This window comes from Nodularia spumigena CCY9414 (genome assembly GCF_000340565.2).
GTDB lineage: Bacteria > Cyanobacteriota > Cyanobacteriia > Cyanobacteriales > Nostocaceae > Nodularia > Nodularia spumigena.
This window is the reverse complement of the sequence record NZ_CP007203.1, coordinates 2,530,633-2,543,940: the sequence shown is the minus strand read 5'-3', so window position 1 is coordinate 2,543,940 and position 13,308 is coordinate 2,530,633. Positions and strand designations below refer to the sequence as shown.

General features: G+C 39.7%; 14 protein-coding genes, 1 tRNA gene and 1 riboswitch. Of the genes, 8 read left to right on the top strand and 7 right to left on the bottom strand.

Annotation, left to right across the window (positions count from 1 at the left end; all coding sequences use genetic code 11):
- Nucleotide 1: 1 nt before the first annotated feature.
- Nucleotides 2-628, bottom strand: a complete 627-nt coding sequence (locus NSP_RS11330; RefSeq protein WP_006196686.1) for an rRNA large subunit pseudouridine synthase E — start codon at nt 626-628, stop codon at nt 2-4.
- Between the two features lie 269 nt (nt 629-897).
- Nucleotides 898-994: riboswitch (TPP riboswitch) on the top strand.
- A 7-nt stretch (nt 995-1,001) separates the two neighbouring features.
- Between NSP_RS11330 and thiC the strand changes: the two genes are divergently transcribed.
- From thiC to NSP_RS11310, 4 genes are all read left to right on the top strand, one after another.
- Nucleotides 1,002-2,375: a phosphomethylpyrimidine synthase gene (gene thiC / locus NSP_RS11325; RefSeq protein WP_006196684.1), complete on the top strand. Its 1,374-nt coding sequence runs from the start codon at nt 1,002-1,004 to the stop codon at nt 2,373-2,375.
- A 111-nt stretch (nt 2,376-2,486) separates the two neighbouring features.
- Entirely contained in the window at nt 2,487-2,654 is a 168-nt protein-coding gene (locus NSP_RS11320) for a PCP reductase family protein (RefSeq protein WP_006196683.1), read from the top strand.
- 135 nt (nt 2,655-2,789) lie between these two features.
- Nucleotides 2,790-3,881 carry an AAA family ATPase gene (locus tag NSP_RS11315; RefSeq protein WP_006196682.1) on the top strand — a complete coding sequence of 364 codons (1,092 nt, stop codon included), beginning with the start codon at nt 2,790-2,792 and terminating at the stop codon, nt 3,879-3,881.
- A gap of 47 nt (nt 3,882-3,928) precedes the next feature.
- Entirely contained in the window at nt 3,929-5,746 is a 1,818-nt protein-coding gene (locus NSP_RS11310) for a hypothetical protein (RefSeq protein WP_006196681.1), read from the top strand.
- Between the two features lie 54 nt (nt 5,747-5,800).
- Here NSP_RS11310 and NSP_RS11305 read toward each other — a convergent pair whose 3' ends face one another.
- Nucleotides 5,801-6,034, bottom strand: coding sequence for a DUF433 domain-containing protein (locus NSP_RS11305; protein WP_042202284.1), 234 nt, complete (start codon nt 6,032-6,034; stop codon nt 5,801-5,803).
- Between the two features lie 88 nt (nt 6,035-6,122).
- Nucleotides 6,123-6,260 carry a hypothetical protein gene (locus tag NSP_RS25980; protein ID WP_157133659.1) on the bottom strand — a complete coding sequence of 46 codons (138 nt, stop codon included), beginning with the start codon at nt 6,258-6,260 and terminating at the stop codon, nt 6,123-6,125.
- 17 nt (nt 6,261-6,277) lie between these two features.
- Here NSP_RS25980 and NSP_RS11300 point away from each other — a divergent pair, with 17 nt between their 5' ends.
- Complete coding sequence (locus NSP_RS11300) at nt 6,278-7,159, top strand: DNA-methyltransferase (RefSeq protein WP_006196679.1); 882 nt, start codon at nt 6,278-6,280, stop codon at nt 7,157-7,159.
- Between the two features lie 49 nt (nt 7,160-7,208).
- Here NSP_RS11300 and NSP_RS11295 read toward each other — a convergent pair whose 3' ends face one another.
- Nucleotides 7,209-8,054: an RpnC/YadD family protein gene (locus NSP_RS11295; RefSeq protein ID WP_006196678.1), complete on the bottom strand. Its 846-nt coding sequence runs from the start codon at nt 8,052-8,054 to the stop codon at nt 7,209-7,211.
- 185 nt (nt 8,055-8,239) lie between these two features.
- Nucleotides 8,240-8,857 (bottom strand): orotate phosphoribosyltransferase, encoded by a 618-nt coding sequence (gene pyrE, locus NSP_RS11290; protein ID WP_006196677.1) that lies wholly within the window; start codon nt 8,855-8,857, stop codon nt 8,240-8,242.
- Nucleotides 8,858-8,957: 100 nt separating this feature from the next.
- On the opposite strand from pyrE, the gene NSP_RS11285 reads away from it, so the two are divergent.
- A complete protein-coding gene (locus tag NSP_RS11285) occupies nt 8,958-9,386 on the top strand; it encodes a hypothetical protein (protein WP_006196675.1) in 429 nt (142 codons plus the stop codon).
- A 154-nt stretch (nt 9,387-9,540) separates the two neighbouring features.
- On the opposite strand, the gene NSP_RS11280 is transcribed toward NSP_RS11285, so the two are convergent.
- Nucleotides 9,541-9,613: transfer RNA gene (locus NSP_RS11280), tRNA-Ile, on the bottom strand.
- Nucleotides 9,614-9,814: 201 nt separating this feature from the next.
- On the opposite strand from NSP_RS11280, the gene NSP_RS11275 reads away from it, so the two are divergent.
- Together NSP_RS11275 and NSP_RS11270 are read left to right on the top strand one after the other, a co-directional pair.
- Nucleotides 9,815-10,516 carry a hypothetical protein gene (locus NSP_RS11275; protein WP_017804081.1) on the top strand — a complete coding sequence of 234 codons (702 nt, stop codon included), beginning with the start codon at nt 9,815-9,817 and terminating at the stop codon, nt 10,514-10,516.
- A gap of 74 nt (nt 10,517-10,590) precedes the next feature.
- Nucleotides 10,591-11,964 (top strand): hemolysin family protein, encoded by a 1,374-nt coding sequence (locus tag NSP_RS11270; RefSeq protein ID WP_006196673.1) that lies wholly within the window; start codon nt 10,591-10,593, stop codon nt 11,962-11,964.
- A gap of 551 nt (nt 11,965-12,515) precedes the next feature.
- On the opposite strand, the gene queC is transcribed toward NSP_RS11270, so the two are convergent.
- Nucleotides 12,516-13,193, bottom strand: a complete 678-nt coding sequence (queC, locus tag NSP_RS11260; protein WP_173403338.1) for a 7-cyano-7-deazaguanine synthase QueC — start codon at nt 13,191-13,193, stop codon at nt 12,516-12,518.
- Nucleotides 13,194-13,308: the final 115 nt, after the last annotated feature.

Genomic DNA, 13,308 nt, shown 5'->3' with positions numbered 1-13,308 from the left:
TTTATTTCCGCCTTGGGGTACTAGCCCTAGAAACTTTGTAGTTTTTCGGCAAATTATGCAAAAATTCCAGTTCTGAAGGCATCAGGTCGCGCCACTCACCCAAATCTAAACCATCCAGATTGAGATGGGCTATGTTTACCCTCACCAGTCGCAAAGTGGGAAATCCTACAGCCGCAGTCATTCGCCGCACTTGGCGATTTTTTCCCTCAGTCAATGTCATTTCTAACCAAGCTGTGGGAACATTTTTCCGAAATCTAATTGGCGGGTTACGTTCAGGTAGCTGGGTTGCTGCTAACAACAACCTAACTTCTGCTGGTTGAGTGCGATAACCTTGAATTTCCACACCTGTTTGTAACTTGTTAATTGCATCCACATCAGGAATGCGCTCAACCTGTACCCAGTAAGTGCGTTGATGTCCAAAGCGAGGATGAGCGAGGCGATGTTGTAACTGTCCATCGTTCGTCAATAATAATAAACCTTCGCTGTCCCAGTCCAAACGCCCCACCGGATAAACATCCCGAACCGGGATATAGTCTTTCAACGTACTATGCTTCGGTGTTTCCTGCGTAAACTGGCTGAGAACTCCATAGGGCTTGTAAAAAATAATATATCGATAATGGTTAGCCATAAATACTTACGTCATCTGGGAAGGGAACCTGATGATGTTTAAAGAATGCGATCGCCTTCAGTATAGCCAATGAATCAATCCCCTTCTTCTTTCCCCTTCTTCTTTGCGCCTACCCTGCGGGAACGTTTTCAACGAATGCGCCTACCCTTCGGGAACGCCTTCGGCGAATGCGCGAGATAAAAAAAACCCAGAACCCAAGCACCGAAAACCCCTTACCTGATGAATTGTAAACAGCCCGACCCGTATTCTTAACTAAGGTGGTACAATTTCATTCATGCTAGGGGTGCCTGAAAAATCAGGCTGAGATCACACCCTTAACACCTGAGTCTGGCTAATACCAGCGGAGGGAAGCTGTTTATCGAGGAATTCAAATATGCGGACAGAATGGGTTGCTAAACGTCGTGGCCAGAGTAACGTAACTCAGATGCACTACGCACGCCAGGGTGTGATTACTGAAGAAATGCACTACGTGGCCAAGCGGGAAAACCTGCCTGTAGACCTGATTCGTGATGAAGTGGCGCGGGGACGGATGATTATCCCTGCTAACATTAATCACACCAATTTAGAACCGATGGCGATCGGCATCGCTTCCAGATGTAAAGTTAATGCTAATATCGGCGCTTCTCCTAACTCTTCCAATCTTCAAGAAGAAGTGGATAAGTTGAACCTAGCTGTGAAATACGGTGCTGACACCCTCATGGACTTGTCCACAGGTGGCGGTAACTTAGATGAAATTCGCACCGCTATTATTAATGCTTCATCTATTCCTATTGGCACAGTACCAGTTTATCAAGCTTTAGAAAGTGTCCACGGCACAATTGAAAATCTCACCGCCGACGACTTTCTGCACATTATCGAAAAACACGCCCAACAAGGTGTAGATTATCAAACTATTCACGCCGGGATTTTAATTGAACATTTACCGTTAGTCAGAGACCGGATTACTGGTATTGTCTCTCGTGGTGGTGGTATTTTGGCGCGGTGGATGCTGCATCACCACAAACAAAACCCCCTGTATACCCATTACAACGACATCATTGAGATTTTCAAAAGATATGATGTTTCTTTCAGTTTGGGTGATTCCCTGCGTCCTGGCTGTACTCATGATGCCTCAGATGCTGCACAATTAGCAGAACTGAAAACCCTCGGACAGCTAACCCGCAGAGCTTGGGAACATGATGTACAGGTGATGGTAGAAGGGCCTGGACACGTCCCAATGGATCAAATTGAGTTCAATGTCCGCAAGCAGATGGAAGAGTGTTCTGAAGCACCTTTCTATGTATTGGGACCACTAGTAACAGATATTGCTCCTGGTTATGACCACATTACCTCGGCAATTGGGGCGGCAATGGCTGGGTGGTACGGTACAGCCATGCTGTGTTATGTGACACCAAAAGAACATTTAGGCTTACCCAATGCCGAAGATGTCCGCAATGGTTTGATTGCTTATAAAATAGCGGCTCATGCTGCGGATATTGCTAGACATCGCCCAGGTGCGAGAGACAGAGATGATGAACTCTCAGCAGCCCGTTATAACTTTGATTGGAATCGTCAGTTTGAATTATCTTTAGATCCCGAAAGAGCTAAGGAATATCACGACGAAACTCTACCAGCAGATATTTATAAAACTGCTGAATTTTGTTCCATGTGTGGTCCTAAGTTCTGCCCCATGCAAACCAAGGTTGATGCTGATGCGTTGACTGAACTTGAGAAGTTCTTGGCGAAGGAACCTGTAACTCAAGGTTAAGTTAATTCTCGTTAAATGTCGTTACTGGGGTTAACCTGGTAACGATATTCATGTTGAGGATAACTTTACATTAATTCAAATCTTTATATCGAAATTAAGCCCTAAAAATCAATGAGTGAATCAATTAAATGGACTGCTGACGCTGAAGCTAAACTCAAGGAAATCCCTTTTTTTGTCCGTCCTTTTGCCCGTAAAAAGATTGAAACCTATGCTGAGGAGAATAATATTTCTCTAATCACTCTCGAAATTTATGAAGCTGTGAAAAAACAATTTAATTAATATTTAAATTAATTTTTCAAGGCATTATTTTGAGTTTATAGCCATTCATATAGACATCTAGGGCGATACAAACAAAGTCTGCCTGAGTAGACTAATTTTATTGTAATAATCATCTAAAGTATTTAAGGTTGAAAAATGCCACCAATTCAGAAGATTCTTTTTGGAAGTCCAGGAACAGGAAAAAGCTATAAAATTCATGAGATTGCAAAAAAAGAACTGGAGATAGAGTGGAATGAACAAACTAAATATTTAAAAAATACAATTAAAACAGTTTTTCATCCAGAATATACTTATTCAGATTTTGTCGGTAAGCTTTTACCACAAACAGATGGAACTAGTTCGGTAATATATAAATTTTATGAAGGTCATTTTTTACGTGCTTTAGGTTTAGCATACAAAAAAATAATTGAGGGTACTAATGAAAATGTCTTGTTAGTAATAGATGAATTAAATAGGGGTAATGCTGCGGCAATATTTGGGTCAATTTTTCAGTTATTAGATAGAGATGAAGATTGTTGGTCAACTTATGAAGTTAATTTATCGGAACTTGAGATAGTTGGACTTTGGCGAGCAATGGGATCTGTAATTATTAATGAAAATATAACTATTAATTACAGTAACTTTAATATTCTTTGTGATCTTGCCGAAAAAGATTTAAGAGACAAAAGTAATAACTATGGCTTGCGCGTCTTAGAAAATCTGAAAAATGGTAGTATTACTATTCCAAGTAATCTATCTATTATTGCAACCATAAATACATCAGATGAATCAATCTATTATCTTGATAGTGCATTTAAAAGACGCTGGGATTGGGAATATGTAGATGTACCTAATAGCAAATTTTCTGAAGATATACCTGAAAAAATTAAAGATGTATTTGTATTTATAGCTGACGATAAATTTATTTGGTCTGATTTGGTAATTAGATTAAATGAATTTATAAAATCTCATCATCAATCTATTAGAAGAATCGAAGATAAACAGATTGGTTGGTGGTTTTTAAAAGCTGATAAAAATAGTGAAATTACAGAAGCAGCAATTAAAAATAAGCTCATGTTTTATCTTTGGGATAGTGTTTTTGCAAAAGATAGAAGACCATTAGAAGAATTACTAGGAGTAAAATTGATTACCTATGCTGATTTTGCTAATTTATCTTTTGAATTTATACATGAATTAGCGCCAAAAAAAGTTAAAGCTATTAAGGCTATTAAGGAAACTGAATTCTGATGACATATTTTTTATTTATCTAACAAAAAGATTTAAGCTAAAGGAAAATGATAAATTTTGGAGAATTAGAACTTAGCGTTAACAATAAATATTCCTTTGTAGGAATACAAAAGGAAGGTTCAAAATTTATATTTTATATCCCCAAAGGGTTTTCTGAAGATGATATTAACACTTTTGATGCAAAACGTGATTTATTTTTCCGTCTTTATCGAACGTTAAATGTCTTTAAACAAATCTGTATTGAAAAAGGGTATTTAAAGAAAAATAACCAAGCTAATAATCGAGACGGAGTTCTTGAGGTTGATACTGGTTCAGAAATTACATCTGATGAGGATAGCAAAAATATTTTTTATTCTAAAATTGATGCTTTGGGAAGCATACTAGATGCTTATGATGAATTAAAAATACTCGGTCTTATTAGCAGATTAGGTAAATCAGAAAGATTAGACTACAGTAAATTACACAGTTATTTAAACAAAGCTGTTTTTCTAAATAACGGTGCAATTTATATTGATGCTATGAATTTACCCCGAAAAGAAATACATTTTGATGCAACTGATATAGTTGCCATGTATTGTTATATTTTGAATGAAATTAAGGAACAATTAAAACAAGAAGTTAATCCTGAAATCGACTCTTTAGCCGAAAGATTTAAAGAAAAATATTTAGGTTACGAATATAGTTTATTTAATGAAAAATATTATCTGCAAGTTATTAATGAATTAAAAGATGCTTTAGAATTAATTGATCATTATACTCCAATTAAAGATAGTGATTATTGGGATTTTTACGAGGCGATTAAAAAATTTTTGTTTGGAGAATTAGACACTTCTATTCAAGGTAAAGTTTGGGGATTTAGTAATTTCAATACTATCTGGGAGTCAATGTGTTTAACATACTTAGTTAAAACAGTAAACCCTGCTTTTATTCTTTATTTGGATAAGAGATTTATATCTGACAAAATTTTAAGTACATGGAATATTTGTAATAAAGTGATTGATATTTCAGGAATATTCAGTGTTAATGGCACTAATATATTCCCTGATGCAGTTATTCTTTCAGACTTTATAAAACAGAATAAAACTTATATAACATATCAACTTACGCCAGGAAAGCATTGGGATAAAGTATATCAACAAAACATTTATTATCACACTGAATTTTTTTACAAAATAAATAAAGCATATCGTGGAAATATAAAAATTGCTTATTCACAACAACCTGGAGGACATCATACTTTTGATGAACTAAAGAAAATATTTCCAACTAATAATAGTTACATTACATTTACCTCACTACCGAGTAAATTTTATTCTTATTGGGAAACTGATTACAAAAAAATGTCTGCCGACTTAATTCGCAAAGAAATACAACTAATGTGTAGCTTAAACCATATTTTTGTGGTAGCTATAAACAAGGGATTTTTATGTTTTAAAGATTTTCACAAAAAATATCTTGAACCTTATGAAGTGTTTATAGTCTCATTATTAGGAAGTGCTGGAGGTAAAGAAAACCTAGAGAAATTATTTCAAGAGTTTATTAAAGTTACTCTAAGTCAATTTAGCATTATTGATATAAAATACTTTACATCTGACTATTACACAAATCCAGACAATATAGAAGAAATTAAAAGCAGAAGTATTAGAAAAGAATTTGTTTATGAATATCTCCTACAAAAGCATTTAGAAAATACTAAAAGCCCGTTGAAAGAATTAGATATAAAAAGTGAATTTTGGCTTCCAACGTATTCTTCAAGTCAAGAAACATTTACACCACTAACAAAATATATGGACGATTATATTAAATTAACAGGTGTAAATATTATGGCTGTAATTGACAGTTATTTAGAAACAGAACAAAAGTAATTTAAAATACTATATAGTTTGTGCTAGTGTAATACTGAGCATCAATCCAAATCTTCATGCTGTCAACCGGACAAAATCAGTGCGACGTGCAGCAAACAAAAGACAAGCTTGAATATCTTCTGGTTCTAAATCAGGAAAGTCCTCTAGAATTTCGCTAACGCTGACATTTTCCGCTAACATTTCTAAAATGTCGCTGACTCTAATTCTCATACCTCGAATGCAAGGACGACCCCCACATTGACCCGGAATTTGCGTGATACGAGTCAATAATTCACTCATTGAATTAATCGTTTATTGGGCTATAAAATTATACTTTACCATAATTACGACATTATAAATTTCTCATATACGCTTTTTTCGACACTTTCAATATTTACTATGTGCGATCGCCTATGATGAAACTAGCAAGCTGACAAAGTGCTTGTCCTTGGCGTTCTTTGCGTCTAAAGCCCTTCGGGCATACGCTGCGCGAAGGCGGTTCGTTGTTCCATTCTTCTCTAAGCCAAAATCCCATAAATCAATGAAAAAAAATTGCAACCTTTAACACAGGGATTTCAACTGCAATACACACATCCTCACGGCAAACTTTATCAAGGTAATTCCATAGATTGGCTGACATCACTGGAATCTGAAAGCATTGATCTAGTCTTTGCTGACCCACCTTATAACATTAAAAAAGCTGAGTGGGACAACTTTGAAAACCAAGAGAAATATATCGAGTGGTCTATTCAATGGATTAGCCAAGCTTCACGTATTCTCAAATCTACTGGCTCTCTTTATATTTGTGGTTTTTCGGAAATATTAGCTGATTTAAAACATCCAGCATCAAAATATTTTAAAAGTTGCCGTTGGTTAATCTGGCATTATAAAAACAAAGCTAACTTAGGTAATGATTGGGGACGTTCCCATGAAAGTATCATTCATTTTCGTAAATCTGATTCCGTTAAACTCAACATTGACGATGTGCGAATTCCTTATGGCGCACACACATTAAAATATCCCTCTCACCCCCAAGCAGAAACCAGCGCCTACGGAAAAGGAACAAAGAAGAAACACAATAACTGGACACCTAACCCAAAAGGTGCAAAGCCTAAAGACGTAATAGAAATTCCTACTACTTGTAATGGAATGGATGAGAAAACACCCCACCCAACTCAAAAACCAGAAGAATTAATTAGAAAATTTGTATTAGCATCTTCTCAAGAAGGAGATTTGATTATTGATCCCTTTTCAGGTTCAGGAACAACTGTTGTAGTTGCAGAACAACTTAATCGTTACTGGATGGGATGTGATCTAAATATTGAGTATAACTATTGGGCTACTAAACGAATAGAAAATGTCCGTCGCATGACCAAAGAAGAATGGCTAGCCTTTGATCGTAAAAATGCCGAAAGAAGAGTATCTATCAGATGAAGATAGAAGGTTTGCTAAATTATTATGCAGTAGAAAAAGGGAGAGCGCATTACAAAATCTCTCGCAAATCTTCCACTGTATTAGCAGTTTTAATTGCCTGTTGAAATGATTTCAATCGCTCCAAATCATTCACTTGAGAGATGGTCGGCATCAACTCCAAACCTTCGTTGCCAAACTTCATCTCTAGTAACATCTCAATACTCAAAAATAGCTCTTCCCTTCGTCCTTGTTCTACTCCACGCTGCTCAATTTCTTTATACCAAGGCGATTCGCGTAATACAGCCATATCCCACCTCATGATTTCCTGAACTAAGGCGCTATCTAATACAAAAGTAGCAAAAAATGCTAACACCGTCTCAAGTTGATTTAATTGTTCATCAGCCCTGAGTATTTGTAGCGCTTCTCGAATTGTAGACTCATTTTCACCACCTTTGAGAATTGGCACAAATGGAAGCAAAGATGGTAGGGGTTGTTCAAAAGCAATATTTACATCAACTTCCCACAAATTAATCACGCGATAATCTTGAATTGCCCGCAAACCAGCAATATTTGATTCATAAGTTGTAGAGATTTCTGCATTTGTAGTTTTGAGAATGTTGATTAACACAGGATATGTTAGCAATTTATATTTTTCTTCTGCAAGTGCTGCATAAGCACGCATTCTCCGAGGCATATCCAATGTGGGACGCAGTTGTAATTCATTGAGAACCAGAAAATTGCCGTACTGGGGACTTTTAGCACGAATTAAAACATCACTTTCTCGACTTATCCACTGAAATTCTGAGTTGAGTATTTCCTGTGCTGTAATATCGGGAATTTGCGTTACCCATTTTACCCAGTTATCAGGTGCGAGGCTAATCAAACGTTTTGTGCTGACATCTGCGGATTTTGTCATGGTGTTGTAAGTAAGTCGGCGTAAATAATTAAAGGTTTGTAGTCAGGACTTTAGTCCTGAATTAAGGGCTTAAGCCGTTACTACGAGCTAAATCACCAGAATTTTACTTAGATGCTTCTACAAGTATTAGATAAAAATATTCAAAATTGTGTTATGAGAGTCGCGCTGCGACTCTCATCCCCTGACTAATTAGCTAATTGTTGATACCGTTTTTGAAGGTCAGCAATTGTGAATACCGTCTTAAAGTTCAACCCCACTGACTGATAAAACTCTGCGCCACCTTGTAGTCGGTCTACAAGTGTAATTACGGTATCAACCGTATAACCAGCTTCCCGAAGACGCTCAACGGCTGTCATCGCTGATTTCCCCGTTGTCACCACATCTTCCAAAACGATGACTTTTGCACCTTCTGGCAAATTTGGCCCCTCAATATAAGCCCTTGTCCCATGACCTTTGGCTTCTTTCCGAATAATCAGCGCTGGTATGGGGCGATTTTCATAAGCAGAAACCACACTCACGGCTGACACAATGGGATCAGCACCCAATGTTAAACCGGCTACAGCTTGAGTCTCTGTAGGTAACAGGGATAAAAGAATACGACCAATGGCTAAAGCCCCTTGGGGATGAAGAGTTACCTGCTTACCATTAATGTAGTAAGAACTGCTTTGTCCTGAAGAAAGGACAAAATCACCCTCTTGATAAGCGAGTTGGCAAAATAAATTTAGTAGTTTGTCGTGCAGGGTTGTCAGGTCAGTAGTAGCTGCACTATCTGATTGGGTAAAGGTTTCAGTAGTATACGTCATTACAAAACAGGCAAAATTATGTTACACCAAAGGTTGAACTAATCAGAGTTCTGAAATTAAGCATAAGTTACGATCGCCCAAAAGTTGAGGAGTACAGAATATGGGTATTAATTTTAAAACCTTTGGTGGTTTATTGGCGTTGCTAGTTTCTGGTGTGGCTTTTCCTGCTGTTGTAGTTGCTGAGACAGAAACACCCAATTATGAAACTACAAATGATACATTTGAGCGAGCTTTTTTTCAAAACGATCGCAACTTCTACGAGAATAGCACCCCCAAGCGTCAGCTAGAATCACTTATGGGTTCTGGTTCGGTTTTCCGTAATTCTTTCCCAGAAAACGAAATTGCCCGCGATGCTGAGTTACTTAACACTCTCTACCGTGATGTCATGAAACAGCAGGTAAGCAATGACCCCTATCTGCGGACTCCAGATTTACCCAATCCTTATGACACATCTTTGCTGATGTCTCCTCGCTTGAATGCGGAAAAGCTGAGAGTTGGCACTGAGTTCCGATTTGAATCGATGAAATAACGGTAAAAGTGCTGAAATACTGCCACACTTGGTGATTAGCGGGCATCTTTGCCCGTTCCACAAGCAATTTAGGGGTATTTTTTTATTTGTTAGTTCCTACCTCCAAGATTACTTGTAGAGACGTAATTAAGCGTCTCTAATCAGAATCATAAAATCCAGGGTGCAGGAGTTGAACCTGCCTTGGGCAAATTATGAGTTTGCTGCCTCAACCGCTCGGCCAACCCTGGTCGATTTCTATTGTAGCATAATTGTACGCTTTGTGTGAACTCGATAAGAATTTATCAGATATTCATATTACATATATTATCAGAAATAGTGCAGACTATTATTGATTAAGTTCCTTTAAGGATTTCGGAACATAGCTTCAATACTTTTAATCTTTAATACGCTTAGAATAGGGCAGCATTTTTCGTAATAGCTTGTCAGCAATGAAAATAAATTCCACTGTACTTTTAACTTTAATATTGTTAATCCTGATGCTGGGTGCAGGTTCTGTGAGTGCGTTTTTCGGTTTCGAGATGGGGAGTTCAGCGCTCAAAGGTGTATCAACACCAGATGGCCGCCCCACGACTAAATTTCGTAGCAGTAAGACCAATAACTCTCAACAGTTAGGGGTCGCACTCTTGAAAGAAGATGAAATCCTCAAAATTGTCAAGGCTCGAATTGAGGGTAAGACCAAGGCGGCTAAATCAGAAAAATTAGACGAATATGACGAGGAAACCAGAAGCAGTAAGCAGAAGCCCCAGGAAAAACCCCCAGCAGTGGTTGCAGAAAAACTCCAACCAGGTTTTCCAGTTACCGCCGAGAGTGAGGGTGTAACTTTTGCTGTGCAATCTGTTCGCTACTCTGGGGGTGATTTACTCATGAGAGTGAATATGCAGAATAAAGGTACTGATTCTGTGCGCTTTTTGTATAGTTTTTTGGATGTTAGCGACGACAAAGGACGAACCCTGAGTGCTAGCACAGAGGGTTTACCAACAGAATTAACTCCTGATAGCCCAATTGTTTCCGGTACGGTAATTATTCCTACGGCTTTGCTCGATGATGTGAATAAGATATCCCTGTCTCTGACAGATTATCCGGCTCAAAGATTAAAGCTAGAGGTGTTAAATGTTCCTGTAGAAAGGTAGATGATGGGGATTGGGGACTGGGGATTGGTGAAGATGATTGTCCAATACTCAATACCTAATTCCAAAATGGGGGCGTGATTTTTACACGAGCTTTGGCTGTGATTGGTTTTTCTAGCTTAGTTTGGACGGATGTGGGGCTGAGATTGTTATCAGTGCTATTGCTGATTGCTATCAATGCTTTTTTTGTGACGGCAGAGTTTTCAATGGTGACAGTCAGGCGATCGCGTATTCATCAACTGGTTAAGGCTGGAGATATTCCGGCGATCGCTGTTGAAGGACTACAACGTAGTATTGAAAGATTATTATCTACAACTCAGTTAGGTATTACCCTTTCTAGTTTGGCGTTGGGATGGATTGGCGAAAGTTCCATTGTCGTCCTGGTGAAGTCATGGCTAAAAACCTGGCCTTTACCCTTAGAGATGAGTAATTTTCTCGCTCATTCCCTATCAATTCCCATCGCCTTTTTTTTGATAGCTTATCTGCAAATTGTTTTAGGTGAACTATGTCCTAAATCAGTAGCTATGTTGTATTCGGAGGATTTGGCGAGATTTTTGGGGCCTTCAGTTAAAGCAATTGTCCGCTTTTTTAACCCCTTTATCTGGATTCTCAACCAATCAACCCGATTTTTGTTGCGGCTTTTTGGCATTGAATACACGGGACAAAGTTGGCGATCGCCTGTGACTCCAGAGGAATTACAGCTCATCATCTCCACAGAACGAGAATCAACTGGTTTACAGCTTTCAGAGAGAAAATTGCTGAATAATGTCTTTGAGTTTGGCGATGTCATAGCCGAAGAAGTCATGACTCCCCGAACTAGCATTGTCGCCTTATCAAAAGATGCCACTTTCCAGACCTTACTTCAGGAAATGATCTCTACTGGACACTCGCGCTATCCCATTATTGGAGAGTCTTTAGATGACATTCGCGGTATAGTTTATTTTAAAGATTTGGCACAACCCTTGGCAATGGGGAAACTGACTCCAGAAGCAAATATCCAACCTTGGATGCGTCACGCCCGGTTTGTACCAGAACAAACGCCTTTGAGTGAACTATTACCTATGATGCAGCAAGAAAAGCCCGCTATGGTGATAGTTGTCAATGAATTTGGCGGTACTGTGGGATTGGTGACAATCCAAGATGTCATAGCCGAAATTATTGGTAACGCAGGCGAACCGGACAACATCGACGACTTGCTGGTGGAAATGTTAGACAACAACACATTTTTAGTGCAAGCCCAAATCAACCTCGAAGACCTCAACGAAGTTTTACATCTCAACTTACCCCTAACAAAGGATTACCAAACCTTGGGTGGTTTTGTGCTGTATCAATTACAGAAAATTCCCGTCAAAGACGAAACCTTCTACTATGAAAATCTGGAATTTACCGTAGTGTCAGCCGTCGGACCACGCCTGCATCAAATTCAAGTGCGACGCTTAGAAGCAAAATAATGGTCATTGGTCATTGGTCATTGGTCATTGGTCATTGGTCATTGGTCATTGGTCATTAGTCATTGGTCATTGGTCATTGGTCATTGGTCATTGGTCATTGGGAAGTTACCACCGTCTTCTCCCCCCTGCACCCTGCACCCTGCACCCCTGCCTCTTCTCCCCCCTGCACCCTGCACCCTGCACCCCTGCCTCTTCTCCCCCCTGCACCCTGCACCCTGCACCCCTGCCTCTTCTCCCCCCTGCACCCTGCACCCTGCACCCCTGCCTCTTCTCCCCCCTGCACCCTGCACCCTGCACCCCTGCCTCTTCTCCCCCCTGCACCCTGCACCCTGCACCCCTGCCTCTTCTCCCCCCTGCACCCTGCACCCTGCACCCCTGCCTCTTCTCCCCCCTGCACCCTGCACCCTGCACCCCTGCCTCTTCTCCCCCCTGCACCCTGCACCCTGCACCCCTGCCTCTTCTCCCCCCTGCACCCTGCACCCTGCACCCCTGCCTCTTCTCCCCCCTGCACCCTGCACCCTGCACCCCTGCCTCTTCTCCCCCGCCACTCTCTACGGACTATATGGCAATGGGTCTTTTAACCCCAATTCGGCAAAAGCTGCTAGCCTTAAACGACAAGAATCACAGACACCGCAAGCAACATCGCTACCTGCATAGCAAGACCAAGTAAGCTCCCAAGGAACTCCCAATTGGTTGCCAAGTTGGATGATTTCGGTTTTTTTCAAATCAATTAGGGGTGCAACAATTTTGATGGGGTTGCCCTCCCGTCCTTGTTTGGTTCCAAGCTGAAAAACTTTCTGCATCGCCTGGATGTAGTCGGGACGGCAATCAGGATATCCAGAGTAATCTAGAGCGTTAACACCAATGTAGACCCGTTGGGCTGCGATCGCTTCAGCATAACCCAGGGCAAAGCTTAAAAAGATCGTATTACGTGCAGGTACGTAGGTGACTGGAATATTTTGCGACATCTCATCAAGCGATCGCTCTTGGGGTAAATTAATCGTTTCATCTGTCAGTGCCGAACCGCCCCATAGTCTTAAATCAAAATTGACAACCTGATGTTTAACTACCCCCAGTGTTTGAGCCACCAAGAAAGCTGAGTGCAACTCTCGCCGATGTCGCTGCTGGTAATCAAAAGAAATTGGATGACATTCATAACCATCAGCTTTGGCTTGATACAAAACTGTCGAAGAGTCTAATCCTCCAGACAATAGAATTACAGCTTTCATCTCAGTTTCAACTTTTAAATTTCCCATCGCCAAATTACACTTCCACAAAATGCCAAAAACAATGCTACAGTCCTCCTAAACCCATTTTGGTTATGGCGGTTTTTACTGTGCTTAC

What these genes read in the sequence shown, in the direction of transcription:
- NSP_RS11295 (WP_006196678.1), bottom strand. Translation starts at nt 8,054, where the DNA reads ATGACAAAATCCGCAGATGTCAGCACAAAACGTTTGATTAGCCTCGCA.
- NSP_RS11320 (WP_006196683.1), top strand. Translation starts at nt 2,487, where the DNA reads ATGAGTGAATCAATTAAATGGACTGCTGACGCTGAAGCTAAACTCAAG.
- NSP_RS11285 (WP_006196675.1), top strand. Translation starts at nt 8,958, where the DNA reads ATGGGTATTAATTTTAAAACCTTTGGTGGTTTATTGGCGTTGCTAGTT.
- NSP_RS25980 (WP_157133659.1), bottom strand. Translation starts at nt 6,260, where the DNA reads ATGGGATTTTGGCTTAGAGAAGAATGGAACAACGAACCGCCTTCGCGC.
- NSP_RS11275 (WP_017804081.1), top strand. Translation starts at nt 9,815, where the DNA reads ATGAAAATAAATTCCACTGTACTTTTAACTTTAATATTGTTAATCCTG.
- pyrE (WP_006196677.1), bottom strand. Translation starts at nt 8,857, where the DNA reads ATGACGTATACTACTGAAACCTTTACCCAATCAGATAGTGCAGCTACT.
- NSP_RS11310 (WP_006196681.1), top strand. Translation starts at nt 3,929, where the DNA reads ATGATAAATTTTGGAGAATTAGAACTTAGCGTTAACAATAAATATTCC.
- queC (WP_173403338.1), bottom strand. Translation starts at nt 13,193, where the DNA reads ATGAAAGCTGTAATTCTATTGTCTGGAGGATTAGACTCTTCGACAGTT.
- NSP_RS11315 (WP_006196682.1), top strand. Translation starts at nt 2,790, where the DNA reads ATGCCACCAATTCAGAAGATTCTTTTTGGAAGTCCAGGAACAGGAAAA.
- NSP_RS11330 (WP_006196686.1), bottom strand. Translation starts at nt 628, where the DNA reads ATGGCTAACCATTATCGATATATTATTTTTTACAAGCCCTATGGAGTT.
- thiC (WP_006196684.1), top strand. Translation starts at nt 1,002, where the DNA reads ATGCGGACAGAATGGGTTGCTAAACGTCGTGGCCAGAGTAACGTAACT.